Origin of the sequence: Citrobacter sp. Cpo032, assembly GCF_030332975.1 — a bacterium.
Taxonomy (GTDB): domain Bacteria; phylum Pseudomonadota; class Gammaproteobacteria; order Enterobacterales; family Enterobacteriaceae; genus Citrobacter; species Citrobacter portucalensis.
The window spans coordinates 70608-95275 of the sequence record NZ_JAOWGU010000035.1 but is presented as its reverse complement, the minus strand read 5'-3'; the positions used below and the strand labels follow the sequence as shown (position 1 = coordinate 95275).

The following is a 24668-nucleotide window of genomic DNA, read 5'->3' as shown; positions in this document are numbered from 1 at the left end:
CTCCAGATATGAAAAAACCGGGAGGCGTCTTCGCCTTACCCGGCCTACAAAAGCTTTACTGCGCGGAAAAGTTACTGATATTCGCTCATCGGCACGCAGGAGCAGAACAGGTTACGGTCACCGTAAACATCATCAAGGCGTTTCACGGTCGGCCAGTATTTGTTCGCCACACCAGCCGGGAAGACGGCGATTTCTCGGCTATAACCGTGATTCCACTCCGCGACCAGCTCGTTTTGCGTGTGCGGTGAGTTAACCAGCGGGTTATCTTCCAGTGACCATTCACCGGCTTTCACGCGATCGATTTCAGCGCGGATTGCCAGCATCGCATTGATAAAGCGATCAAGTTCCACTTTGCTTTCAGATTCAGTCGGTTCAACCATCAGGGTACCCGCGACCGGGAATGACATGGTCGGCGCATGGAAACCGTAATCGATCAGACGCTTGGCAATATCCAGTTCGCTGATGCCGGTCTCTTCTTTCAGTGGGCGAATGTCGAGAATACATTCATGCGCCACGCGACCGTCGCGACCGGTATACAGTACCGGATAAGCATCTTTCAGACGGCTGGCAATGTAGTTAGCGTTAAGGATAGCTACTTGGCTTGCCTGCTTCAGACCTTCTGCACCCATCATACGGATGTACATCCAGCTGATTGGCAGAATGGATGCGCTACCGAACGGCGCCGCTGAAACTGCGCCCTGACGGGTGAGCATTCCTTCAATCTGCACTACGCTGTGACCCGGTACAAACGGTGCCAGATGTGATTTGACGCCAATCGGTCCCATACCTGGGCCGCCGCCGCCGTGCGGAATGCAGAATGTTTTATGCAGGTTGAGGTGCGAGACATCTGCGCCGATAAAGCCCGGCGTGGTGATCCCAACCTGAGCGTTCATGTTCGCGCCATCAAGGTAAACCTGGCCGCCAAACTGGTGCACAACGTCGCACACTTCACGGATCGTTTCTTCATACACGCCGTGAGTAGACGGATAGGTCACCATGATGCAGGAGAGATTCGCAGCATGTTGTTCTGCTTTTGCTCGCAGATCGTCCAGGTCGATGTTGCCGTTCTTATCACACGCGACAACCACAACCTGCATCCCCGCCATCTGTGCAGATGCCGGATTGGTGCCGTGGGCAGAAGCCGGGATCAGACAGATATCGCGATGGCCTTCGTTACGGCTTTCGTGATAGTGACGAATCGCCAGCAGACCCGCATACTCGCCCTGCGCGCCGGAGTTCGGCTGCATGCAGACGGCGTCATAACCGGTCAGTTTTACCAGCCACTCGGAAAGCTGGCCGATCATCTGGTGATAACCTTCTGCCTGCTCTGGCGGGCAGAACGGGTGAAGTTCAGCGAATTCCGGCCAGGTGATAGGGATCATCTCGGCGGCAGCGTTCAGCTTCATGGTGCAAGAACCCAGCGGGATCATTGCCTGGTTCAGCGCCAGATCTTTGCGCTCCAGCGAGTGCATGTAGCGCATCATTTCGGTTTCGCTGTGATAGCGATTAAACACCGGATGGCTGAGGATCGCATCGTCACGCAGCATGCTGTCCTGAATGGAACGGCTGTCGAGCGCCACATCTTTATCCAGCGTATCGATATTCAAACCGTGGCTGTCGCCCAGCAGAACATTGAACAACTGCACCACGTTTTCACGGGTGGTGGTTTCATCGAGCGTAATACCTACCGCGTTATGGATATCGCTACGCAGGTTGATTTCTGCCGCTTCGGCACGCGCCAGAACAGCCGCTTTGTCGGCCACTTCAACACACAGAGTGTCGAAGTAGTGCGCATGGCGCAGCTTCAGCCCTTTCTGTTGCAGACCGGCCGCCAGAATATCAGTCAGGCGGTGGATGCGATTAGCGATACGTTTCAGGCCAACCGGACCATGATAAACGGCATACAGGCTGGCGATGTTGGCCAGCAGAACCTGCGAGGTACAAATGTTGGAGTTCGCTTTCTCACGGCGGATATGCTGCTCGCGAGTCTGCATCGCCATGCGCAGTGCGGTATTGCCCGCCGCATCTTTCGATACGCCGATAATACGGCCTGGCATGGAGCGTTTGAATTCGTCTTTAGCGGCGAAGAATGCCGCGTGTGGGCCGCCGTAACCCATCGGTACGCCGAAGCGTTGCGCAGAGCCGAAAACAATATCCGCGCCCTGTTTGCCCGGCGCAGTCAGCAGTACCAGCGCCATAAAGTCGGCAGCGACACTGACCACAACTTTACGGGATTTCAGCTCGGCAATCAGTTTGCTGTAGTCATGCACTTCACCGGTGGTGCCAACCTGCTGCAACAGCACGCCAAACACATCCTGGTGATCCAGTGCTTTCGCCGCGTCATCAACAATGACGTCAAAGCCAAAGGTTTCTGCACGGGTGCGAACCACGTCCAGCGTTTGCGGGTGAACATCAGCCGCCACAAAGAAACGGTTAGCATTTTTCAGTTTGCTGACACGTTTGGCCATCGCCATGGCTTCAGCAGCCGCAGTGGCTTCATCCAGCAGAGAAGCAGAAGCCATATCCAGGCCCGTCAGGTCCAGCGTGACCTGTTGGAAGTTCAGCAGAGCTTCCAGTCGTCCCTGGGATACTTCCGGCTGATACGGCGTATATGCGGTGTACCAACCTGGGTTTTCCAGCATGTTACGCAGAATAACCGGTGGCAACTGCACGGCGGTGTAGCCCATGCCAATGTAGGACGTGAAGCGCTTGTTACGCCCGGCGATGGCTTTTAATTCAGCCAGCGCAGCGTATTCGGTCGCCGCCTCGCCCACCTGTGGCGGGGTTGCGAGCTGAATGTCTTTCGGCACAATCTGGCCGATCAGCGTGTTTAACGACTCGGCGCCAACCGCATTCAGCATCTCTTGCTGCTGCGCGGCGTCCGGTCCGATGTGGCGTTCAATGAAAGCGCCGCTGTTTTCAAGCTGGCTTAACGTCTGTGTCATGGGCGATGGTTCCTGAAACGTGCAGTGAATCGTGATTGTCTCTAACTCAATTGCCCGGTGGCGCTGACGCTTACCGGGCCTACATAAAACCGTAGGCCGGATAAACGCAGTGCCATCCGGCACAATCTTATTCGTCTTCCAGTAATGCCTCGTACGCAGTGGCATCCAACAGCGATTCAATTTCGCTTTCATCGCTGGCTTTGATTTTGAAAATCCAGCCGCCCGCATACGGTTCGCTGTTAACCAGTTCCGGGGAGTCGCTGAGCGCATCGTTAACCGCAACAATCTCACCGCCTACTGGCGCATAGATATCGGATGCCGCTTTTACGGACTCCGCAACGGCGCAATCATCGCCCGCGCTGACGGTGGCACCAACTTCTGGCAGGTCAACGAAAACCATGTCACCTAACAGCTCCTGAGCGTGTTCGGTGATACCAACGGTGTAAGAACCGTCAGCTTCTTTGCGCAGCCATTCGTGTTCTTTGCTGTATTTCAGTTCTGCAGGTACGTTGCTCATCAATCAATCTCCAAAAAAGGATGAATTACGCGACGGCTTTGCCGTTACGCACAAAAACAGGTTTAGTCACTTTTACCGGCATTTCACGGTTACGGATCTGTACGATCGCAGTCTCACCGATACCCGCAGGCACACGCGCCAACGCGATGCTGTAACCCAGCGTTGGGGAGAATGTGCCACTGGTGATAATGCCTTCATGCTGGTTGCCAGAAGCATCGGTGAAACGCACCGGCAGTTCATTACGCAGCACGCCCTTCTCAGTCATCACCAGCCCGACCAGCTGTTCGTGGCCTTTTTCACGCTGCATTTCCAGCGCTTCACGACCAATAAAGTCGCGGTCAGCCGGTTCCCACGCGATGGTCCAGCCCATGTTGGCCGCCAGCGGAGAAATACCTTCGTCCATCTCCTGGCCGTACAGGTTCATACCCGCTTCCAGACGCAGGGTGTCACGCGCGCCGAGACCGCAAGGTTTGACACCAGCCTGTACCAGCGCACGCCAGAAATCTGCCGCCTTTTCATTCGGCATGGCAATTTCATAACCTGCTTCGCCGGTATAACCGGTGGTTGCGATAAACAAATCACCTGCCTGAACGCCGAAAAACGGCTTCATGCCTTCAACCGCATGACGCTGCTCGTCAGTAAACAACGTAGCTGCTTTTTTCTGCGCATTTGGCCCCTGCACCGCAATCAGCGACAGGTCGTCACGAACGGTGATGTCGATGGCGTAAGGTTCAGCGTGTTGGGTAATCCAGGATAGGTCTTTTTCGCGTGTGGCGGAGTTTACAACGAGGCGGAAGAAATCTTCAGTGAAGTAGTAGACAATCAGGTCATCTATCACGCCGCCCGAAGCGTTGAGCATCCCGGAGTAGAGGGCTTTACCCGTCTTCGTTAGCTTCGCGACGTCGTTTGCCAGCAGATAACGCAAGAACTCCCGGGTGCGGCTACCGCGCAGGTCGACGATGGTCATATGCGACACATCAAACATTCCGGCGTCGGTGCGAACAGCATGGTGTTCATCGAGCTGAGAACCGTAATGCAGTGGCATCATCCAGCCATGGAAATCGACCATGCGCGCGCCACATAGCGTGTGTTGTTCGTACAAAGGAGTCTGTTGAGCCATCTTTTCCTCGTTGAATAAGCGGGGCTACCAACTCTTTCGCGGTGAAATTTTCGCCACGAAACCCAGCACCGCAGCCGCTCCAGGGGCTACGACGCAAACGTTCTCTTTGTCCTGAACTTACCACCGAAACAGACGCTAAACCATAAGTCAAAATTAACCATCACATTAGCTTATGGCGAAAAACAGCCAGATCGCCAACAGAATAAAACTCCATACATATAGCAATTAATCAGAACAACAAACAAAGGTAAGCGTAAAATCGCAGCATCAATCCACATTAAATGTGGAAAAAATGTCAAAAATGGCGTTATGAAAAAAACGTAATATTAGAAAAACTAATGCGAAAAAAGACGTGGAATTAGATTATTTCAAATGAGAGAAGCACCCCGGCGCGAAGGCCGGGAGAGGAAAGTGTGACGGGTCTCAAACTCTTAAGATTGTCCTTACGGACACTAACGTAACCACTCGGGAAGATCGTTCAGTCCCATCGCCTGACGGATGAGTTGTGGTTTTACGCCCGGGAGGGTATCGGCCAGTTTCAGCCCAATATCGCGTAGCAGTTTTTTCGCCGGATTCTCGCCTGCAAACAGTTCACGGAAACCCTGCATCCCCGCCAGCATCAGCGCTGCGCTGTGCTTACGGCTGCGCTCGTAGCGGCGTAAATAGAGATACTGCCCAATATCTTTGCCCTGACGCTGTAGCCGCTTAAGCTCATCGATCAGTTCCGCCGCATCCATAAAGCCAAGGTTAACCCCCTGACCCGCCAGCGGGTGGATGGTATGCGCCGCATCCCCCACCAGCGCCAGACGATGGGCCGCAAACTGGCGAGCATAACGTCCCGTCAGCGGAAACGCCTGACGTTCGCTTTCAAGGCTGCACAGCCCCAGACGATTATCAAAGGCGATATTCAGCGCCTGATTAAACTCGTCAACGCTTGCCTGCTGCATACGTTCTGCTTCCTGCGGCGAGAGCGACCAGACGATAGAACACAGGTGTGGATCGCTGAGTGGCAGGAATGCCAGGATCCCCTCGCCATGAAACGCCTGACGCGCAACCGCACCGTGAGCTTCCTGCGTACGGATAGTCGCCACCAGCGCATGGTGACGGTAGTCCCAGAAGGTGAGCGGAATGTCCGCTTTATTGCGCAGCCAGGAATTAGCACCATCGGCACCGACGACCAGACGCGCCGTCAGCATTGCGCCATCTTTGAGGCTGAGAAATGCCTCGTTCTCGCCCCAGGCCACCTGCTGTATTTCAGCTGGCGCCATCAGCGTAATATCCGCTGAACGCTGTGCCTTTTGCCACAACGCATAATGGATTTCTGAGTTTTCAACGATGTGGCCCAAATGGCTGTAACCCATGCTCTGGTCATCAAATTCAATGCGTCCAAAGCTGTCTTTGTCCCAGACTTCCATGCCGTGGTAGCAGCAAGCGCGACGGGCAACAATGTCGGACCAGACGCCAAGACGGGTAAGCAGTTTTTCGCTGGCTGCATTAATGGCCGAAACGCGAAGCTGAGGAGGTGCATCCGCCGCCAACGGCTGCGGAACATGTTGTTCTAATACAGCAACGCGCAACCCACTGCCCTGCAGGCCGCAGGCAACCGCCAGTCCCACCATGCCGCCACCAACAATTGCTACATCAACACTTTGCACTGTTTATACCTCGAAACCTGTAATCCGTAGGCCTGATAAGCGCAGTGCCATCAGGCATTTTTGCGGGGACCCTTGCCGGATGTCGGCGTTGCCTTATCCGGCCTACAGGTCATATTTATCGTGCAACCCAACCCAGGGTCCGCTCCGCCAGCGCATCGCGCGCAGGGGTGAATAATTCCATCGCCATCAACCCGACATTGCGCCCAACAACCAGCGGGGCCCAGTGATTGGCAAACAAATACACTAAATTGTTGGTCACACCAATCGTCGTCTCGCGATCGCGCTCGCGGCGCTGCTGATAACGTGCCAGCACCGCATAATCACCCACATCTTCCGCGCCGTTTTGCGCCTGCGTCAACGTCTCAGCAAGGCTCATTACATCGCGCAGGCCAAGGTTGAAACCTTGCCCGGCAATGGGGTGCAGCGTCTGGGCGGCGTTCCCTACCAGCACGGTACGATGGGTAATCGCTTTCAGCGCCGTAGTTAACGAAAGCGGATAAGCGCTGCGTTTACCAGCCTGGGTAATACGTCCCAGTCGCCAGCCAAAAGCGGTTTGCAGTTCACGGCAAAACTGTTCGTCGGACAAGGCCATGATCTCATCACGCTGCTCCAGCGGATGGCACCACACCAGCGAGCAGCGACCGTCAGACATTGGCAGCATTGCCAGCGGGCCATATTGCGTGAAGCGTTCAAACGCTCGCCCATCGTGCGGTACAGAGGTCGTGACGTTGGCAATCACCGCCAGTTGCTCATAAGGCTGTTGCAGCCAGTCAACACCGCAGGCAGTCGCCAGTGCGGAACGCGTGCCGTCAGCAGCCACCAGCAGGCGACCGGTAATCATCTCGCCATTCTCCAGCGTCACTTCAACGCGCTCCTGCGTGCGCGACACGCTGGCTACGCGGTCGGGGCAGTGCAATATGACACCCGGTGCTTTGCGCAGCAGCGCAAACAGACGCAGCCCGACGTCGTGCAGTTCTACCACCTGGCCCAGAGCCGGAATACGGTATTCCTGCGCATCCAGCGTCACAAATCCGGCATGGCCGCGATCGCTGACGTGAACCGTTTTAATGGCCGTTGCGCAATCGGCAATCGCCTGCCATACGCCAATTCTCGCCAGCTGTTGGCAGGTTCCTGCCGCCAGCGCGATCGCCCGGGCGTCAAACCCAGGATGGCGGTCAGTTTCAGGTTCGCTCGCTTCTATCAGATGAACCGGCAGAGTCCCATGGCTGAGCTGAGAAATGGCCAGCGCCAGCGTCGCGCCAACCATACCACCACCAACGATAATCACGCTCATTGCAGTCGCGCCGCAGCCATTAAGGCTTCAATATCATCGGCTTTCTTCACTACGCTGGCGGTCAGGTTTTCATTGCCGTCCTCGGTGATGAGGATGTCATCCTCAATACGAATGCCGATACCACGATAGGCCGGCGGTATATCGGCATCCGGCGCGATATACAGTCCCGGTTCGACGGTGAGTACCATTCCCGGCTCAAGAATACGTGAGCGGTCCTGACCATAAACGCCGACGTCGTGCACATCCAGCCCAAGCCAGTGACTTAGACCATGCATAAAGAATGGGCGGTGCGCATTTTCGGTAATCAACTGATCGACATCACCGTGCAGAATGCCAAGCTTCACCAGGCCCGTAATCATGATGCGCACCACTTCGCCAGTGACTTCCTGAATGGATGTTCCGGGACGATACAGACGCAGGCTGGTCTCTAAGGATTCCAGTACGATATCGTAGATTTCACGCTGTGCTGGGGTAAATTTACCGTTTACCGGGAAGGTTCGCGTAATGTCACCCGCATAGCCTTTGTATTCACAGCCAGCGTCGATTAGCACCAGATCGCCATCGCGCATTTCACTTTCATTTTCGGTGTAATGCAGAATACAGCCGTTTTCACCGCTGCCGACAATCGTGTTATAGGACGGATAACGCGCGCCATGACGGGTAAATTCATGGTGAATCTCCCCTTCTAACTGGTATTCAAACATTCCTGGACGGCATTTTTCCATCGCGCGGGTATGCGCCAGTGCGGTGATTTCTCCGGCACGACGCATGACCGCAATTTCTTCCGGTGATTTGAACAGGCGCATTTCATGCACCATCGGACGCCAGTCGATAATCGCGGCAGGCGCGTGCAGATTTTGTCTGGAGCCTTTGCGCAGTTTATCCAGCGCCGTGCACACAATCTCGTCTGCCCAGGCATACTCGCCCTGGGCGTGGTATACCGCGTCCAGACCATTGAGCAGCAAATACAGCTGTTGGTTGATTTCACTGAAGGCCAGCGCCCGGTCAACGCCAAGTTTTGCCGGGGCAGCATCCTGACCCAGACGGCGGCCAAACCAGATCTCCGCCGTCAGATCGCGAACCCGATTGAACAAAACGCTGTGGTTATGAGTGTCATCACTTTTAATCAGCACCAGCACGGCTTCAGGTTCGTTAAAACCGGTGAAGTACCAGAAATCACTGCTTTGGCGGTAAGGGTATTCACTGTCCGCACTACGCGTCGCTTCCGGTGCGGCAAAAATCAGCGCGGCGCTGCCGGGCTGCATTTGTGCCAGTAAAGCCTGGCGACGACGCTGGAATTCTTGCTGAGATATCTCGCTCATCACACTCTCCTTTGCGTTTCGTTCTTAGTGCAGAGTCGGTTTACGGACTTCCGGCGCGGTCGGGTGCTGACGCGTAAACGTGTCATGGCACAGCAAGGCGGCTACGCGCACGTATTCGATGATCTCTTCGAGCGACATTTCCAGCTCTTCCTGATCTTCGTCTTCGTCATATCCCAATTGAGCGATATTGCGCAGGTCGTCAATCGCTTCCCCGGTTTCGCCGGTCACTTTGTCGAGCTTCGGCTGCGTGACGCCAAGGCCCAGTAAAAAGTGGTTTACCCACCCCGCCAGCGCATCGGCGCGATCGAAAACGCTGACGTCATCCCCTTCAGGCAGATAAAGCTGAAAAAGGAAGCCGTCGTCTTCGAGGGCATCGCTGGTGGCTGAGTGCATTTTCAGCAGCGCCTGAGCCAGCTCGTGACCAAAGGCCAGACCTTCGTTCGTCAGGTCGTGCAGCAGCGGCTGCCATGAGCTGTCGTTGTTTCCGCCGCAAATCATTCCGCTTATCAAGCCGTGCATTTCGGCCGGGGTTAATCCAGCCCCTTGTTGGTTCAAAAACTGGCTAACTTCGTTGTAACCAGGCATTTCGTTCTGTATAGACATAAGCATTCGTCATCAAAGGGAGGAATATTCATGATATGCTACCACTTTGGACCCTGGTGGACCAGAAAAGGGCTTGTATCTTGATACCAGGGTAGCTATAGTGTCGCCCCTTCGCGGACCCACGGTCTGGAGACGAAGGCAGCGCAGTCAATCAGCAGGAAGGTGGCATGTCTGCACAACCCGTCGATATCCAAATATTTGGCCGTTCACTGCGAGTGAATTGCCCGCCTGAACAAAGGGATGCGTTGAATCAGGCTGCGGACGATCTCAATCAGCGATTGCAAGATCTGAAAGTTCGCACTAGAGTCACAAATACTGAGCAGTTGGTTTTCATCGCCGCGTTGAACATCAGCTATGAATTAACTCAGGAAAAAGCGAAGACGCGTGAGTACGCGGCGAGCATGGAACAACGTATTCGGATGCTACAACAGACCATCGAACAGGCGTTGCTTGATCAGGGTCGCATAACCGAAAAAACGGGCCAAAACTTTGAATAACACTTTTCGGTTTACTGTGGTAGAGTGACCGTGAAGACAAAATTTCTCTGAGATGTTTGCAAGCGGGCCAGTCCCCTGAGCCGATATTTCATACCACAAGAATGTGGCGCTCCACGGTTGGTGAGCATGCTCGGCCCGTCCGAGAAGCCTTAAAACTGTGACGACGCATTCACCTTGAACCAAGGGTTCAAGGGTTACAGCCTGCGGCGGCATCTCGGAGATTCCCTTCTACCTGGCAACAGCCATGACATTACTTTCTGAACTCCCTTTATCCCGGCAAGAAATCCGTCAACTGATTCGGCAGCGTCGTCGCGCGCTTACTTCCGAACAGCAACGACAATACGGTCAGCAAGCCGCGACCCGAATGCTCAGTTATCCCCCTGTTGTACTCGCTCATACCGTGGCGGTATTCCTCTCGTTCGATGGCGAACTCGATACCCAGCCGCTAATAGATCAGCTGTGGCGAGCAGGCAAGCGCGTCTATCTTCCAGTTCTTCACCCCTTCAGCCCTGGCAACCTGCTGTTCCTGCACTATCATCCGCACAGCGACCTGGTAACCAATCGCTTAAAGATCCAGGAACCACGGCTTGATGTACGTGACGTATTGCCGCTCTCACAGCTGGATGTACTGATTACGCCGTTAGTGGCGTTTGATGAGGTCGGGCAACGCCTGGGTATGGGCGGTGGATTTTACGATCGAACGCTTCAAAACTGGCAGCAGCATAAGATCCAGCCCGTAGGCTACGCGCACGATTGTCAGCGAGTGGAAAAGCTGCCTGTCGAAGAATGGGATATCCCGCTGCCTGCAGTGGTGACGCCGTCCAAAATCTGGGAGTGGTAGCTTTTTTTACCAATTGCGGCAAGGCTCGAAAACAGAATGTATGCGTGACAGGAAGAGATTTTGAGGCCGGGAAATCAGAGGGAAGATGGGCAGGTCAACCGCCTGCCCATGTAGAGGAAATCAGTACAGCAGACGAGCGCGAATGGTTCCCGGAAGGGCTTTCATCGCCAGCAGCGCTTTCTCTGCCACATCTTCATCCGCTTCAATATCAATAACCACGTAACCTACCTGTGCGGAAGTCTGCAGATACTGCGCGGCAATGTTGACGCCCTGCTCGGCAAAAATCTGGTTCAGCGCAGTCAGTACGCCCGGACGGTTTTCGTGAATGTGCATCAGACGACGACCGCCGTGCAGCGGCAGCGAAACTTCCGGGAAGTTAACTGCAGACAGCGTAGAGCCGTTGTCGGAATACTTGGTCAGTTTCCCAGCCACTTCCAGACCGATGTTTTCCTGTGCTTCCAGCGTTGAACCACCAATGTGCGGCGTTAGGATCACGTTGTCGAAATCACACAGCGGCGAAGTGAAAGGATCGCTGTTGGTTGCCGGCTCGGTTGGGAATACGTCGATTGCAGCCCCTGCCAGGTGCTTGGTCGCTAACGCGTCGCACAGCGCAGGAATATCAACAACTGTGCCGCGTGCGGCGTTAATCAGCAGCGCGCCTGGTTTCATCAACGCAATCTCACGCGCGCCCATCAGATTTTTGGTGGAGGCATTTTCCGGTACGTGCAAACTGACCACGTCGCTCATATTGAGCAGGTCGGAAAGATGCTGCACCTGCGTGGCGTTGCCGAGCGGGAGTTTATTTTCAATATCATAGAAATAGACGTGCATCCCCAGCGATTCCGCCAGAATGCCTAGCTGAGTACCAATGTGGCCGTAGCCGATGATCCCCAGTTTTTTGCCACGCGCTTCAAACGAGCCGGTAGCCAGTTTATTCCACACGCCGCGGTGTGCTTTGGCGTTTGCTTCGGGTACGCCGCGTAGCAGGAGCAGCAGTTCGCCAATCACCAGTTCCGCAACGGAACGCGTGTTAGAGAATGGCGCGTTAAACACGGGGATACCGCGCTTTGCCGCAGCGCTGAGATCAACCTGGTTGGTGCCGATACAGAAGCAGCCTATCGCGACCAGTTTCTCTGCGGCGTCAATCACATCTTCAGTCAGATGGGTACGGGATCGCAGGCCAATGAAGTGGGCATCACGGATGGACTCTTTCAGTTGTTCAGTGTCCAGAGCGCCTTTATGAAACTCGATGTTGGTATAACCTGCTGCACGAAGGCTTTCGAGCGCTTTTTGATGCACGCCTTCAACCAGCAGAAATTTAATCTTATCTTTCTCCAGTGATACCTTTGCCATTTCCCCGACCCTGTCTTTTTTTGTTCAAACTGATGTGTTGTGTGTGGGATTTCCATCCGTCTCTTCAACATATCAAAAAATAATATTGCGGCAATATGAACGTTTGCGTCGCCGTGCTGAAGAAATGTCATTCAGGGTGAAATGTCAGAGGAAAATACTGGCGATAACTTTTTCTTTGGAGAGATCGGCAGGACAATATTATAAACGTGACACAAGTCACCAAATTTGCCCTGCCAAAATTTTTTTAACGGGAGAAGACACTCCCGTCAGATCATTTTACGATAGTTTTCACGCCGTCTGGTGTACCGATCAGCGCGACATCCGCACCACGGTTGGCAAACAGACCGACGGTTACCACGCCCGGAATCGCATTGATGGCGTTTTCCATCGCGATGGCATCGAGGATCTCCAGACCGTGTACATCAAGGATCACGTTACCATTGTCCGTCACTACGCCCTGACGGTATTCAGGGCGACCGCCCAGCTTCACCAACTGGCGAGCCACAGCGCTGCGCGCCATTGGGATCACTTCAACCGGCAGTGGGAAGTTACCGAGAATATCGACTTCTTTGGACGCGTCGGCAATGCAGATAAATTTCTTCGCCACGGAAGCAATAATTTTTTCACGGGTCAACGCTGCGCCGCCGCCCTTGATCATCTGCATGTGGCCGTTGATTTCATCCGCGCCGTCAACGTATACGCCGAGGCTGTCCACTTCGTTAAGATCGAACACGTGGATACCGAGGCTTTTGAGTTTTTCGGTTGAAGCGTCCGAACTGGATACCGCACCTTCAATCTGACCTTTCATTGTGCCCAGCGCATCAATAAAGTGTGCGGCTGTTGAACCTGTACCTACGCCCACAATGGTACCGGGCTGTACATACTGAAGTGCCGCCCATCCTACTGCTTTTTTCAGTTCATCCTGCGTCATGATCGTTTCGCCTGTGGTGTGAATATGGTGGGAAAATTCACGCGCATTATAGAACATTGTGCAGAAAAATGTCCCCACACTCGCTCGCAAGCGGCGGATTTCGTCTTTACCCAACCTAAATTTGTGTCATAGTGCAGAACAAGCAAAATTTTCAGGAGTGCGTCAAAGCAATGAAACGTCCGGACTACAGAACACTACAAGCACTGGATGCGGTTATTCGTGAACGAGGATTTGAGCGCGCGGCGCAAAAGCTGTGCATCACGCAATCCGCGGTTTCACAGCGCATAAAACAGCTTGAGAATATGTTCGGACAACCGCTGCTGGTGCGTACCGTACCACCACGCCCAACCGAACAGGGGCAGAAACTACTGGCGCTTTTGCGTCAGGTTGAACTGCTGGAAGACGAGTGGCTGGGTGATGAACAAACCGGCTCGACGCCGCTGCTGCTCTCACTGGCGGTGAACGCCGACAGTCTGGCGACCTGGTTACTTCCTGCGCTGGCTCCGGTACTGGCAAATTCGCCGATTCGGCTGAACCTGCAGGTTGAGGATGAAACGCGCACTCAGGAGCGTCTGCGTCGTGGTGAGGTGGTCGGTGCGGTGAGTATTCAGCATCAGGCGCTGCCAAGTTGTCTGGTGGATAAACTCGGCGCGCTGGACTACCTGTTTGTTGGATCCAAACCTTTCGCCGAGCGCTATTTCCCTAACGGCGTCACCCGCTCTGCCCTGCTGAAAGCCCCAGCGGTAGCGTTTGACCATCTTGATGATATGCACCAGGCGTTCCTGCAACAAAACTTCGACCTGCCACCGGGCAGCGTGCCGTGCCATATCGTTAACTCGTCTGAAGCCTTTGTTCAATTGGCGCGTCAGGGAACCACTTGCTGCATGATCCCCCACTTGCAGATTGAGAAAGAACTGGAAAGCGGCGAGCTTATCGACTTAACACCGGGCCTGTTCCAGCGCCGGATGCTGTACTGGCACCGTTTTGCACCGGAAAGCCGCATGATGCGCAACGTCACCGATGCGCTGCTGGCCTATGGTCACAACGTACTGCGTCAGGATTAAACCGCTCATAACCTCTGAGTGCCGGATGGTGGCGTAACGCCCTATCCGGCCGACAAGCCTTTTACCCTCTTTTCATGCTATTCCCGCCACGTCTTTGAAATAAATCACAAAATCAAACACGCCACGCGGCAAAAAACGACGTCCTGTTGGCTATTTTTTGCTGGCGACAAGCCAAATGAAAAAGCTCACCGTATTCGCAAAGATTCAACTTATTGCGTAATACGGAGCAAAAAATGGCAAACGTGCAGGAGTGGCAAACACTCGCCAATAAAGAACTCAGTCGCCGGGAAAAAACCGTCGAGTCGCTGGAAAGACAGACGGCGGAAGGGATTGCCATCAAGCCGCTGTACACCGAAGAAGACCTCGATAATCTGGAAGTCACGGGCACCCTTCCCGGCCTGCCGCCTTACGTGCGTGGCCCGCGCGCCACCATGTATACCGCGCAGCCGTGGACCATTCGTCAATACGCTGGTTTCTCTACCGCCAAAGAGTCCAACGCCTTTTACCGCCGCAACCTCGCCGCCGGACAAAAAGGACTTTCCGTCGCCTTTGACCTTGCCACCCATCGTGGCTATGACTCTGACAACCCACGCGTGGCGGGTGACGTCGGTAAAGCAGGCGTGGCGATCGATACCGTCGAAGATATGAAGATACTGTTCGACCAGATCCCGCTGGATAAGATGTCAGTATCGATGACCATGAACGGCGCGGTTCTACCTGTGCTGGCGTTTTATATCGTCGCTGCAGAAGAACAAGGCGTAGCGCCGGAACAACTCACCGGGACCATTCAGAACGATATCCTGAAAGAGTACCTGTGCCGCAACACCTACATTTATCCCCCAAAACCGTCCATGCGCATTATCGCCGACATCATCGCCTGGTGCTCTGGCAACATGCCGCGCTTTAACACCATCAGCATCAGCGGCTATCACATGGGGGAAGCCGGAGCGAACTGCGTGCAGCAGGTCGCGTTTACGCTGGCAGACGGTATTGAATACATCAAAGCTGCACTCTCCGCCGGACTGAAAATTGATGACTTCGCCCCGCGCCTGTCGTTCTTCTTCGGTATCGGCATGGATCTGTTTATGAACGTCGCCATGCTGCGCGCGGCGCGCTATTTGTGGAGTGAAGCGGTCAGCAGCTTTGGCGCGACCAACCCGAAATCTCTCGCTCTGCGTACCCACTGCCAGACGTCTGGCTGGAGCCTGACCGAGCAGGACCCGTACAACAACGTGGTACGAACCACTATTGAAGCACTCGGCGCTACGCTTGGCGGCACCCAGTCGCTGCATACCAATGCTTTTGATGAAGCGCTCGGTCTGCCCACCGATTTCTCCGCCCGTATTGCGCGTAATACGCAAATCATCATTCAGGAAGAATCAGAGATCTGCCGCACCGTTGATCCGCTGGCCGGATCGTATTACGTCGAGTCACTCACCGATCAAATCGTGAAGCAGGCGCGCACGATCATCAAACAGATTGACGAGGCAGGCGGCATGGCGAAAGCGATCGAAGCAGGGCTGCCTAAACGGATGATCGAAGAAGCTTCCGCGCGTGAACAGTCGCTGATCGACCAGGGTAAGCGCGTTATCGTCGGCGTCAATAAGTACAAGCTGGATAAAGAAGACGAGACGTCGGTACTGGAGATCGACAACGTGAAGGTGCGCAACGAGCAGATTGCCTCGCTGAAACATATCCGCACCACCCGCGACAACGATGCCGTTAAAGCCGCGCTCACGGCACTGACCCACGCCGCGCAGCATAATGAAAACCTGCTGGCTGCTGCCGTCAACGCCGCCCGTGTTCGCGCCACGCTCGGTGAAATCTCCGACGCGCTGGAAGTCGCTTTTGATCGGTATCTGGTTCCCAGCCACTGCGTCACCGGCGTGATTGCGCAAAGCTATCACCAGTCAGACAAATCCGCCGATGAGTTCGATACCATCGTTGCGCAAACCGAACAGTTCCTCGCGGAAAATGGCCGCCGCCCGCGTATTCTGATCGCCAAGATGGGCCAGGACGGCCATGATCGCGGCGCGAAGGTAATCGCCAGCGCCTATTCCGATCTCGGTTTCGATGTCGATCTCAGCCCGATGTTCTCCACTCCGGAAGAGATCGCCCGTCTGGCGGTAGAAAACGATGTGCATGTAATAGGCGCATCGTCATTGGCGGCGGGCCACAAAACGCTGATTCCGGAACTGGTTACCGCACTCAAAAAATGGGGGCGTGAAGATATCTGCGTGGTAGCAGGAGGCGTTATTCCGCCACAGGATTACGCCTTCCTGCACGAACATGGCGTGGCAGCCATTTATGGTCCCGGCACGCCAATGCTCGACAGCGTCCGCGATGTGTTAACCCGTATCAGTCAGCATCATGATTAACGCCGCCACGCTTGAAGATACCGTCCGCCGTTTGCGACTCGGCGAACGGGCTACGCTCGCCCAGGCGATGACGCTGGTCGAAAGCAACCACCCGCGCCACCAGCCGTTGAGTACGCAATTGCTGGACGCGATTATGCCGTTCACCGGTAACGCCCTGCGCTTGGGGATCACCGGTACGCCGGGCGCGGGCAAAAGCACTTTCCTGGAAGCATTCGGCATGTTGCTCATCCACCACGGATTACGGGTGGCGGTGATCGCCGTCGATCCCAGCAGCCCGGTCAGCGGCGGCAGCATTCTTGGCGATAAAACCCGCATGACGGAGCTGGCCCGCGCCGAATCTGCGTTTATTCGCCCGGTCCCTTCCTGCGGTCATTTAGGCGGTGCCAGCCAGCGTGCCCGCGAATTAATGCTGCTGTGCGAAGCGGCTGGCTTTGACGTGGTGATTGTAGAAACCGTCGGCGTTGGGCAGTCAGAAACCGAAGTCGCAGGCATGGTGGATTGCTTTATCTCACTGCAAATCGCTGGCGGTGGCGACGATTTACAGGGCATCAAAAAAGGCCTGATGGAAATGGCGGATCTGGTCGTCATCAATAAGGACGACGGTGATAACCATACCAGTGTTGCCATTGCCCGCCATATGTACGAGTCCGCCCTGCATATTCTGCGCCGCAAATATGACGAGTGGCAGCCGCGGGTTCTGACCTGTAGCGCCCTGGAAAAACGCGGTATCGAGGAGGTTTGGCAGGCGATAACCGAATTTAAAACGTGCCTGACCGCCAGCGGTCGACTGGAAAAAGTTCGCCAGCAGCAGGCGGTGGACTGGTTACACCAACAGGCTGAAGAAGAAGCCCTGCATCTGTTGTTTGCCCGCACTGATTTCGACCGCTATTTCCAGCAGACGCTTCAGGCCGTCAAAAACAATGATCTTTCGCCGCGCACCGGTCTGCGGCACATCAGCGAATTTATTCAGCATCATTACTTTCAATAAAGAGAACATTATGTCTTATCAATACGTCAACGTGGTCATCATCCAGAAAGTCGCGGTTATTGAGTTCAATTACGCCCGCAAGCTCAATGCCCTGAGTAAAGTGTTTATTGACGATCTGATGCAGGCGCTGAGCGATCTCAATCGTGCAGACATTCGCTGCATCATTCTGCGCGCTCCAAGCGGGGCCAAAGTGTTTTCTGCCGGGCATGATATTCATGAACTCCCGACCGGACGTCGCGATCCGCTCTCTTATGACGATCCGCTGCGTCAGATAACCCGTATGATCCAAAAATACCCGAAGCCGGTGATCTCCATGGTCGAAGGCAGCGTCTGGGGCGGCGCGTTTGAGATGATCATGAGTTCCGATCTGATCATTGCAGCCAGTACCTCCACTTTCTCGATGACCCCGGTCAACCTCGGTGTGCCGTATAACCTGGTGGGCATCCACAACCTGACCCGCGACGCTGGTTTTCACATCGTGAAAGAGCTGATTTTTACCGCTTCGCCCATCACCGCTCAACGCGCCATGGCGGTCGGGATCCTTAACCATGTCGTGCCCGTTGAGGAACTGGAAGATTTCACTCTGCAAATGGCGCACCACATCTCGGAAAAAGCGCCGCTGGCCATCGCCGTCATCAAAGAAGAACTGCGCGTGCTGGGTGAAGCGCACACCATGAATTCTGATGAGTTCGAGCGTATTCAGGGCATGCGCCGCGCGGTGTACGACAGCGAGGATTATCAGGAAGGGATGAACGCGTTTATGGAAAAACGTAAACCAAATTTTGTTGGCCATTAATCACGTCCGAGGAAGGAGACGGCCATGAAACGGATGAGCGCCGAACAGGCGGCAGAAATTATCCAGCACGATGATATGGTGGCGTTTAGCGGCTTTACCCCTGCGGGTTCACCCAAAGCGTTACCCAGCGCAATTGCCCAACGCGCCTGCGAACGGCATCAGAACGGGCAGCCTTTTCAGATCCGCCTGCTGACCGGAGCATCAATTGGCGCCGCCGCTGATGATGTTCTATCCGCGGCGGATGCCGTTTCCTGGCGGGCGCCTTATCAAACGTCATCGGGCCTGCGCGAGAAAATTAATCAGGGCCAGGTGAGGTTTGTCGATCTCCATTTGAGTGAAGTGGCGCAAATGGTTAATTACGGCTTTTTTGGCGAGATCGATGTTGCCGTCATTGAAGCCTCCGCCATTGCGCCAGATGGCCGGATTTGGCTTTCCAGCGGTATTGGTAATGCGCCGACCTGGCTGCTGCGGGCGAAACAAGTGATCATTGAATTGAATCATTACCATAATCCGCGCGTGGCGGAGTTTGCCGACATCGTGATACCCGGTGCGCCGCCGCGGCGTAACAGCGTACCCATTTTTCATACCATGGATCGCGTAGGTAGTCAGTGCGTACAGATAGACCCCAAAAAGGTGGTTGCGGTGGTGGATACCGAGCTGCCCGATGCCGGAAATGCGGCGGATAAAACCAATCCGGTCAGCCAGCAAATTGCCGATAACGTCGTCACTTTCCTGCTGGCAGAAATGGCTCACAAACGTATTCCAGCTGAGTTTCTACCCTTACAAAGCGGCGTGGGCAATATCAACAACGCGGTAATGGCGCGACTGGGCGAGAACCCGGATATCCCGCCCTTTATGATGTATTCGGAGGTGTTGCAGGAGTCGGTGGTGAATCTGCTGGAAACGGGCAAGATAACAGGTGCCAGCGCCTCCAGCCTGACCATTTCAGCCCCGTCGCTACAGAAGATTTACGACAACATGGACTTCTTCGCCAGCCGGATTGTGCTGCGCCCGCAGGAGATCTCCAATAACCCGGAGATCATCCGTCGGCTGGGGGTTATTGCGCTCAACGTCGGTCTGGAGTTTGATATCTACGGCCATGCCAATTCCACGCACGTTGCGGGGGTGAACCTGATGAATGGCATCGGCGGCAGCGGGGATTTCGAGCGCAATGCCTACCTGTCTATCTTTATGGCGCCGTCGATTGCCAAAGGCGGGAAAATCTCCACCATCGTACCGATGTGCAGCCATGTCGACCACAGCGAACATAGCGTTAAAGTGATCGTGACCGAACAAGGGATTGCCGATCTGCGTGGGCTATCTCCGATGCAGCGGGCGCACACGATTATCGATAACTGTGCGCACCCTCTTTACCGGGATTATCTGCACCGCTATCTGGAGAAAGCACCCGGCGGACATATCCATCACGATCTCAGCCATGCGTTCGATCTGCATCGTAATCTTCTCGAAACAGGATCGATGCTCGGTTAACTTGCGCTACCGTCACGATCTTCAGCAATATGCTGAAGCATCGTGGCGGTATAACGATGGTTTTTCAGCGAATAGAGAAACTCCTGCATATACATGGGGCTGCCGGGCGCATCGAAATACTTTAGCGTCGACGGGTTCACCAGCCGCCAGGCGAAGTGAGGAATCACCGTCAAAAACTGCCCGCGCTCTACCGCGCTGATCTTGGCCATAAAGCTGTACGGACGGTAGATAATCGTCGGGTTGATCCCACAGGGCCGCATGTATGCATCCAGCATCGCCTCAAAGTTGGCGCGATTCTGGAAGCGCATTTGCAGCCAGGGCAGCTCGCGCAGCAGATCCTGCGGCTGTTTTTCTTCGTAGCGACGGGAAACGAGAAACCCCAGACGCAGCGGGGGCAGCTCGCTAATCGCCAGATTCTCCAGTTCCTGGACGCGGGGGGAAACGTGCTGCGGCGAGATAATAAAATCCAGTTTGCGATCGAACAGGTTATCAATCACCCCATTCTCGCTGAATTCAACGGCCTGAGCCGTCACGCCGTCATACTTGTCACCAAGGCTAATCAACTGGTCAAAAATAATCGTTGGGTAGGTATTGTCGATACCGATGACGATTTCCCGCGAGCGGCGAGAGGCGTTATGGATTTCGTTATCAATGGCAGAAAGGCGCTGATAAACGGGAAACAGCTTCTGATACAGTTCCTGTCCGGCTTTATTCAGACTGATGTTGTTATCTTTGCGGGTAAACAGCGTATAGCCGATTTGATCCTCCAGTGCGGCAATGCTTTTACCGAAAGGCGATGCGGTCATATGTATTTTTTCTGCCGCTCTGGCAATGTTATTGGTTTGCGCCAGCAGAATGAAATTACGCATCTTTTTCGAGATAAAAATATCCATAGCGTCCCCTTAAAAATCGCTATGGCCTATCCTCATTACGGCGAAAAAAAAGACTGGATGTGGGGTCTCATTTTTACAGTTGCTCACAGAAAAAACCCGGCTGGAAAGCCGGGTCTGCAATGATTACTGGGTTTTGGCTGGCGTTGCTGCTGGCTGCCCCGCCGTCGGCTCAATCTGGAAGACCACATCAACCTGATCGTCAAACTGAATAACCGGCTGTTCGTAGGTTTCCTGAGCGGATGTCGCAGGCGCTGCATCTGCTTTCATCATCCGTACCATCGGGCTCGGTTGATAATTGGAAACGTGGTAACGCACGCTGTAAACGGGCCCCAATTTGCTGTTAAAGCCCGCAGCTAACTGCTCAGCCTGATGAATAGCATCATCAATTGCTGCTTTACGCGCTTTATCTTTGTAAGTATCCGGCTGGGCAACGCCAAGCGATACCGAACGGATCTCATTCAGACCGGCCTTCAGCGCACCATCAAGCAGCGCGTTGAGTTTGTCCAACTGACGCAGCGTGACCTCAACGGTACGTACCGCACGATAGCCTTTAAGGACGCTTTTACCATTCTGGTAGTCGTAGTCCGGCTGGGTGCGCAGGTTTGCCGCGCTAATATCTTTCTTCGCTATCTGGTTCTGTTCAAGGAAGGACAGATATTGTGCCACGCGCTCATCAGCCTGTTTCTTCGCTGAAGCCGCATCCTTTGCAGCTACGTTCACTTCAATCGCCAGAGTAGCGATGTCTGGTGTCGCATCCACGCTTGCCGTTCCGGAAGTCACGATGTGCGGTCCATTTGGCAACTCATTTGCCTGTACCGATAGTGCGCTGAATCCGACTAATGCCGCCAGGGCCATTATTTTGAACTTCACGGTCGTTCCTCCATGTTTCATTAATTACCCCGAAACTCAGGGCACATGCAGGCAAGCTTAGCCGATCTCGCTGCGTTGTCCATCAGACAACACTTAGTTGAACAACGCATGAACGTGCGCAACACCTTCTTTTGCCAACTGAAAAGCGATAAACCACATCACCAATCCTACCAGGGTATTGATGATCCGCTGTGCTTTAGCAGTGCGCAAACGCGGAGCGAGCCAGGCCGCCAGCAATGCCAGGCCGAAGAACCACAGGAACGAAGCGCTGACGGTACCCAGCGCAAACCAGCGCTTAGGCTCAACGTCCAGTTGGCCTCCCAGACTCCCCAGCACCACAAAGGTATCCAGGTAAACATGGGGGTTTAGCCATGTCACCGCCAGCATAGTAGCGATAATTTTCCAGCGGCCCTGCTTCATCACCTCGGCGCTGGCCAGTTCCAGGTTACTGCTCATCGCCGTTTTTAACGCCCCGAAACCGTACCAGAGTAAAAATGCCACCCCACCCCAGGTGACAAGCGCCATCAGCCATGGTGACTGCATCAGCAAGGCGCTACCGCCAAAGATCCCCGCGCAAATCAGCACTAAGTCGCTGATAGCGCAGAGTAAAGCAATCATGATGTGATACTGGCGACGGATCCCCTGATTCATCACGAAGGCGTTTTGCGGACCGAGCGGAAGTATCATAGCCGCACCAAGTGCAAGCCCTTGAAAATAATACGATAACACGTTAATCATCCCGAACTGTTTCTCTTAGGAGCAGACTATAGCGCGGGGAAAACATTAGCGGAAATGGATAATTTTAATCAGGGATAAGAAGAATTAATACCACGGGGGGGGGGAAATGCCGGATGACGGCTGACGCCTTATCCGGCCTACAAAACCTGCGGGCCCGGTAAGCGATAGCGCCACCGGGCACGCGATTACTCTGCCGCGCTCTCTTTCACACGCTTGAAGTTCACATCCATCTGCGGGTACGGGAAGCTGATACCGTTGGCGTCAAACTCGCGTTTAATACGCTCCAGTACGTCCCAGTAGACGCTTTGCAGATCGCTACTGTTGCTCCAGACGCGTACCACAAAATTGATCGAGGAAGCGCCCAGCTCATTCAGGCGCACCGTCATTTCACGATCTTTAAGGATACGCTCGTCAGACTGAATGATATCGGTGAGGATTTTTTTCACCTGATCGATATCGGAGTCGTAAGCCACGCCGATGATAAATTCGTTACGACGAACCGGCTCACGAGAGAAGTTAATGATGTTCCCGGCAATGATTTTACCGTTTGGGATCACAACAATCTTACCGTCTACGGTACGCATAGTCGTGGAGAAAATCTGCACGTTGAGTACGGTTCCCGCTACGCCGCCGAGGTCTACATACTCACCTGCGCGGAACGGACGGAACATCACCAGCAGCACGCCAGCGGCGAGGTTAGACAGCGAACCTTGCAGCGCCAGACCAACGGCTAAACCTGCGGCACCGAGAACGGCAATCACAGAAGCGGTTTGTACCCCAACGCGACCCAGAGCGGCAATCAGCGTGAACGCGATAATCCCGTAGCGCACCAGTGCGGAGAGGAAGTCAGCAACGGTTGCATCAATTTTACGTGCCACCATCAGGCGGTTAACGGTGTTTGATACGATGCGCGCCACAATCATACCGATAATGACAATGGCGATGGCCGCAACGATGTTGACGGCATAGCTTAACAGCAGCTCCTGATTGCGGACCAGCCAGGTGCCCGCACCATTTATGCTGTCGACAACATTCAAATCTTCCATTCAATATTCCTTTTTTGCTTACCCAAATGGGAAAAATAAAGCCGTCCCAACGGGACTGGCAATCTGACAAGGGTAAACAATAAACCTGGATTTTGCCAAACAGATCACAGAATTCTCTGCCAGCAGCATATTGAAATGGCAATAAAAAAGGCCCGCATTTGCGGGCCTCATGTCACGTAGAACGGCGTAAATTACAGAACGTCAACCGCGTTCAGTTCTTTGAAAGCCTGTTCCAGACGGGTGATCATGGTTGCCTGACCAGCACGCAGCCATACGCGCGGATCGTAGTATTTCTTGTTCGGCTGATCTTCGCCTTTCGGGTTGCCCAGTTGGCCCTGCAGGTAAGCTTCATTCGCTTTGTAGTAGTTCAGAACGCCTTCCCAGGTAGCCCATTGGGTATCGGTGTCGATGTTCATTTTCACTACGCCGTAGCTTACGGAGTCTTTGATTTCCTGAGCAGTAGAACCGGAACCGCCGTGGAAGACGAAGTTCAGGCTGTTGTGCGGCAGGTTATGTTTCTTAGAAACATAGTCCTGAGAGTCGCGCAGGATGGTCGGGGTCAGAACAACGTTACCCGGCTTGTAAACGCCGTGTACGTTACCGAAGGAAGCTGCGATGGTGAAACGCGGGCTGATTTTGCTCAGCTCGGTGTATGCGTAATCAACGTCTTCCGGCTGGGTGTACAGTGCAGAAGCGTCCATGTGGCTGTTGTCCACGCCGTCTTCTTCGCCACCGGTGCAACCCAGTTCGATTTCCAGGGTCATGCCCATTTTGGACATGCGCGCCAGGTATTTGGAGCAGATTTCGATGTTCTCTTCCAGAGACTCTTCAGACAGGTCGATCATGTGAGAAGAGAACAGCGGTTTGCCGGTTGCTGCGAAGTGTTTTTCACCCGCGTCCAGCAGACCGTCGATCCACGGCAGCAGTTTCTTCGCGCAGTGGTCAGTGTGCAGGATAACCGGAACACCGTAGTGTTCAGCCATCTGGTGAACGTGATGCGCGCCAGAGATAGCACCCAGGATTGCAGCGCCCTGAGGAACGTCAGACTTCACGCCTTTACCCGCGATGAAAGAAGCACCACCGTTGGAGAACTGTACGATTACCGGCGCTTTAACTTTTGCAGCGGTTTCCAGAACGGCGTTGATGGAGTCGGTACCCACGCAGTTAACAGCTGGCAGAGCAAAGTTGTTTTCTTTTGCTACCTGGAAAACTTTCTGTACGTCATCACCAGTGATTACGCCTGGTTTTACGAAATCAAAAATTTTAGACATATTACGAATCCTGTATCTTCGGCCTTGGAAAGGGCGCGCGCTCTAAAGCGCGCTA

General features: G+C 54.3%; 21 protein-coding genes and 1 other RNA gene. 8 read left to right on the top strand and 14 right to left on the bottom strand.

Annotated features, from left to right (window positions below):
• Window positions 1-71 precede the first annotated feature (71 nt).
• The 7 genes from gcvP to OGY33_RS05430 form a co-directional block, all read right to left on the bottom strand.
• Complete coding sequence (gene gcvP, locus OGY33_RS05460) at window positions 72-2945, bottom strand: aminomethyl-transferring glycine dehydrogenase (protein ID WP_191238148.1); 2874 nt, start codon at window positions 2943-2945, stop codon at window positions 72-74.
• Window positions 2946-3072: 127 nt separating this feature from the next.
• Window positions 3073-3462, bottom strand: coding sequence for a glycine cleavage system protein GcvH (gene gcvH, locus OGY33_RS05455; RefSeq protein ID WP_003026965.1), 390 nt, complete (start codon window positions 3460-3462; stop codon window positions 3073-3075).
• A 25-nt stretch (window positions 3463-3487) separates the two neighbouring features.
• Window positions 3488-4582, bottom strand: a complete 1095-nt coding sequence (gene gcvT, locus OGY33_RS05450) for a glycine cleavage system aminomethyltransferase GcvT (protein WP_191238147.1) — start codon at window positions 4580-4582, stop codon at window positions 3488-3490.
• A gap of 452 nt (window positions 4583-5034) precedes the next feature.
• The gene (gene ubiI / locus OGY33_RS05445; protein ID WP_008785748.1) at window positions 5035-6237 is read right to left on the bottom strand and encodes an FAD-dependent 2-octaprenylphenol hydroxylase; all 1203 of its coding nucleotides are present in this window, start codon (window positions 6235-6237) and stop codon (window positions 5035-5037) included.
• Window positions 6238-6352: 115 nt separating this feature from the next.
• Window positions 6353-7531 (bottom strand): 2-octaprenyl-6-methoxyphenyl hydroxylase, encoded by a 1179-nt coding sequence (gene ubiH, locus OGY33_RS05440; protein ID WP_191238146.1) that lies wholly within the window; start codon window positions 7529-7531, stop codon window positions 6353-6355.
• Window positions 7528-8853 carry a Xaa-Pro aminopeptidase gene (pepP, locus tag OGY33_RS05435; protein ID WP_191238145.1) on the bottom strand — a complete coding sequence of 442 codons (1326 nt, stop codon included), beginning with the start codon at window positions 8851-8853 and terminating at the stop codon, window positions 7528-7530. Before pepP ends, ubiH begins: the two co-directional genes overlap by 4 nt.
• Before the next feature lie 24 nt (window positions 8854-8877).
• Entirely contained in the window at window positions 8878-9456 is a 579-nt protein-coding gene (locus OGY33_RS05430; RefSeq protein WP_191238144.1) for a YecA/YgfB family protein, read from the bottom strand.
• Between the two features lie 167 nt (window positions 9457-9623).
• On the opposite strand from OGY33_RS05430, the gene zapA reads away from it, so the two are divergent.
• The 3 genes from zapA (at window position 9624) to OGY33_RS05415 (ending at window position 10794) form a co-directional block, all read left to right on the top strand.
• On the top strand, window positions 9624-9953 hold the full coding sequence (gene zapA, locus OGY33_RS05425) for a cell division protein ZapA (RefSeq protein ID WP_003026980.1): 330 nt from the start codon (window positions 9624-9626) through the stop codon (window positions 9951-9953).
• A gap of 41 nt (window positions 9954-9994) precedes the next feature.
• Window positions 9995-10178, top strand: a non-coding RNA gene (gene ssrS / locus OGY33_RS05420) — 6S RNA.
• Between the two features lie 19 nt (window positions 10179-10197).
• Entirely contained in the window at window positions 10198-10794 is a 597-nt protein-coding gene (locus OGY33_RS05415) for a 5-formyltetrahydrofolate cyclo-ligase (protein WP_003825482.1), read from the top strand.
• Between the two features lie 120 nt (window positions 10795-10914).
• Here OGY33_RS05415 and serA read toward each other — a convergent pair whose 3' ends face one another.
• On the bottom strand, window positions 10915-12147 hold the full coding sequence (serA, locus tag OGY33_RS05410) for a phosphoglycerate dehydrogenase (RefSeq protein ID WP_003825480.1): 1233 nt from the start codon (window positions 12145-12147) through the stop codon (window positions 10915-10917).
• 271 nt (window positions 12148-12418) lie between these two features.
• The gene (rpiA, locus tag OGY33_RS05405; protein WP_003825479.1) at window positions 12419-13078 is read right to left on the bottom strand and encodes a ribose-5-phosphate isomerase RpiA; all 660 of its coding nucleotides are present in this window, start codon (window positions 13076-13078) and stop codon (window positions 12419-12421) included.
• Between the two features lie 170 nt (window positions 13079-13248).
• Here rpiA and argP point away from each other — a divergent pair, with 170 nt between their 5' ends.
• From argP to scpC, 5 genes are all read left to right on the top strand, one after another.
• Entirely contained in the window at window positions 13249-14142 is an 894-nt protein-coding gene (gene argP, locus OGY33_RS05400; protein WP_003825477.1) for a DNA-binding transcriptional regulator ArgP, read from the top strand.
• 233 nt (window positions 14143-14375) lie between these two features.
• Complete coding sequence (gene scpA / locus OGY33_RS05395) at window positions 14376-16520, top strand: methylmalonyl-CoA mutase (protein WP_191238143.1); 2145 nt, start codon at window positions 14376-14378, stop codon at window positions 16518-16520.
• Window positions 16513-17508, top strand: a complete 996-nt coding sequence (gene meaB, locus OGY33_RS05390; RefSeq protein ID WP_191238142.1) for a methylmalonyl Co-A mutase-associated GTPase MeaB — start codon at window positions 16513-16515, stop codon at window positions 17506-17508. Before scpA ends, meaB begins: the two co-directional genes overlap by 8 nt.
• Window positions 17509-17518: 10 nt before the next feature.
• Window positions 17519-18304 (top strand): methylmalonyl-CoA decarboxylase, encoded by a 786-nt coding sequence (scpB, locus tag OGY33_RS05385; RefSeq protein ID WP_008785757.1) that lies wholly within the window; start codon window positions 17519-17521, stop codon window positions 18302-18304.
• A 24-nt stretch (window positions 18305-18328) separates the two neighbouring features.
• Window positions 18329-19795, top strand: coding sequence for a succinyl-CoA:acetate CoA-transferase ScpC (scpC, locus tag OGY33_RS05380; protein WP_191238141.1), 1467 nt, complete (start codon window positions 18329-18331; stop codon window positions 19793-19795).
• Here the strand turns inward: scpC and srsR are convergent.
• From srsR to fbaA, 5 genes are all read right to left on the bottom strand, one after another.
• Window positions 19792-20688, bottom strand: coding sequence for a LysR family transcriptional regulator SrsR (srsR, locus tag OGY33_RS05375; protein WP_003026999.1), 897 nt, complete (start codon window positions 20686-20688; stop codon window positions 19792-19794). The genes scpC and srsR overlap by 4 nt on opposite strands.
• A gap of 123 nt (window positions 20689-20811) precedes the next feature.
• Window positions 20812-21558, bottom strand: coding sequence for an oxidative stress defense protein (locus OGY33_RS05370; protein WP_003825465.1), 747 nt, complete (start codon window positions 21556-21558; stop codon window positions 20812-20814).
• A 93-nt stretch (window positions 21559-21651) separates the two neighbouring features.
• On the bottom strand, window positions 21652-22287 hold the full coding sequence (argO, locus tag OGY33_RS05365; RefSeq protein WP_003027005.1) for an arginine exporter ArgO: 636 nt from the start codon (window positions 22285-22287) through the stop codon (window positions 21652-21654).
• 194 nt (window positions 22288-22481) lie between these two features.
• Window positions 22482-23342 (bottom strand): small-conductance mechanosensitive channel MscS, encoded by an 861-nt coding sequence (locus OGY33_RS05360; protein WP_003825461.1) that lies wholly within the window; start codon window positions 23340-23342, stop codon window positions 22482-22484.
• A gap of 191 nt (window positions 23343-23533) precedes the next feature.
• A complete protein-coding gene (fbaA, locus tag OGY33_RS05355; RefSeq protein WP_003027029.1) occupies window positions 23534-24613 on the bottom strand; it encodes a class II fructose-bisphosphate aldolase in 1080 nt (359 codons plus the stop codon).
• Between the last annotated feature and the right edge of the window lie 55 nt (window positions 24614-24668).

Coding starts and splice junctions, on each gene's coding strand:
- gcvP (WP_191238148.1), bottom strand. CDS start 2,945: ATGACACAGACGTTAAGCCAGCTTGAAAACAGCGGCGCTTTCATTGAA.
- gcvH (WP_003026965.1), bottom strand. CDS start 3,462: ATGAGCAACGTACCTGCAGAACTGAAATACAGCAAAGAACACGAATGG.
- gcvT (WP_191238147.1), bottom strand. CDS start 4,582: ATGGCTCAACAGACTCCTTTGTACGAACAACACACGCTATGTGGCGCG.
- ubiH (WP_191238146.1), bottom strand. CDS start 7,531: ATGAGCGTGATTATCGTTGGTGGTGGTATGGTTGGCGCGACGCTGGCG.
- pepP (WP_191238145.1), bottom strand. CDS start 8,853: ATGAGCGAGATATCTCAGCAAGAATTCCAGCGTCGTCGCCAGGCTTTA.
- OGY33_RS05430 (WP_191238144.1), bottom strand. CDS start 9,456: ATGTCTATACAGAACGAAATGCCTGGTTACAACGAAGTTAGCCAGTTT.
- zapA (WP_003026980.1), top strand. CDS start 9,624: ATGTCTGCACAACCCGTCGATATCCAAATATTTGGCCGTTCACTGCGA.
- OGY33_RS05415 (WP_003825482.1), top strand. CDS start 10,198: ATGACATTACTTTCTGAACTCCCTTTATCCCGGCAAGAAATCCGTCAA.
- serA (WP_003825480.1), bottom strand. CDS start 12,147: ATGGCAAAGGTATCACTGGAGAAAGATAAGATTAAATTTCTGCTGGTT.
- rpiA (WP_003825479.1), bottom strand. CDS start 13,078: ATGACGCAGGATGAACTGAAAAAAGCAGTAGGATGGGCGGCACTTCAG.
- argP (WP_003825477.1), top strand. CDS start 13,249: ATGAAACGTCCGGACTACAGAACACTACAAGCACTGGATGCGGTTATT.
- scpA (WP_191238143.1), top strand. CDS start 14,376: ATGGCAAACGTGCAGGAGTGGCAAACACTCGCCAATAAAGAACTCAGT.
- meaB (WP_191238142.1), top strand. CDS start 16,513: ATGATTAACGCCGCCACGCTTGAAGATACCGTCCGCCGTTTGCGACTC.
- scpB (WP_008785757.1), top strand. CDS start 17,519: ATGTCTTATCAATACGTCAACGTGGTCATCATCCAGAAAGTCGCGGTT.
- scpC (WP_191238141.1), top strand. CDS start 18,329: ATGAAACGGATGAGCGCCGAACAGGCGGCAGAAATTATCCAGCACGAT.
- srsR (WP_003026999.1), bottom strand. CDS start 20,688: ATGGATATTTTTATCTCGAAAAAGATGCGTAATTTCATTCTGCTGGCG.
- OGY33_RS05360 (WP_003825461.1), bottom strand. CDS start 23,342: ATGGAAGATTTGAATGTTGTCGACAGCATAAATGGTGCGGGCACCTGG.
- fbaA (WP_003027029.1), bottom strand. CDS start 24,613: ATGTCTAAAATTTTTGATTTCGTAAAACCAGGCGTAATCACTGGTGAT.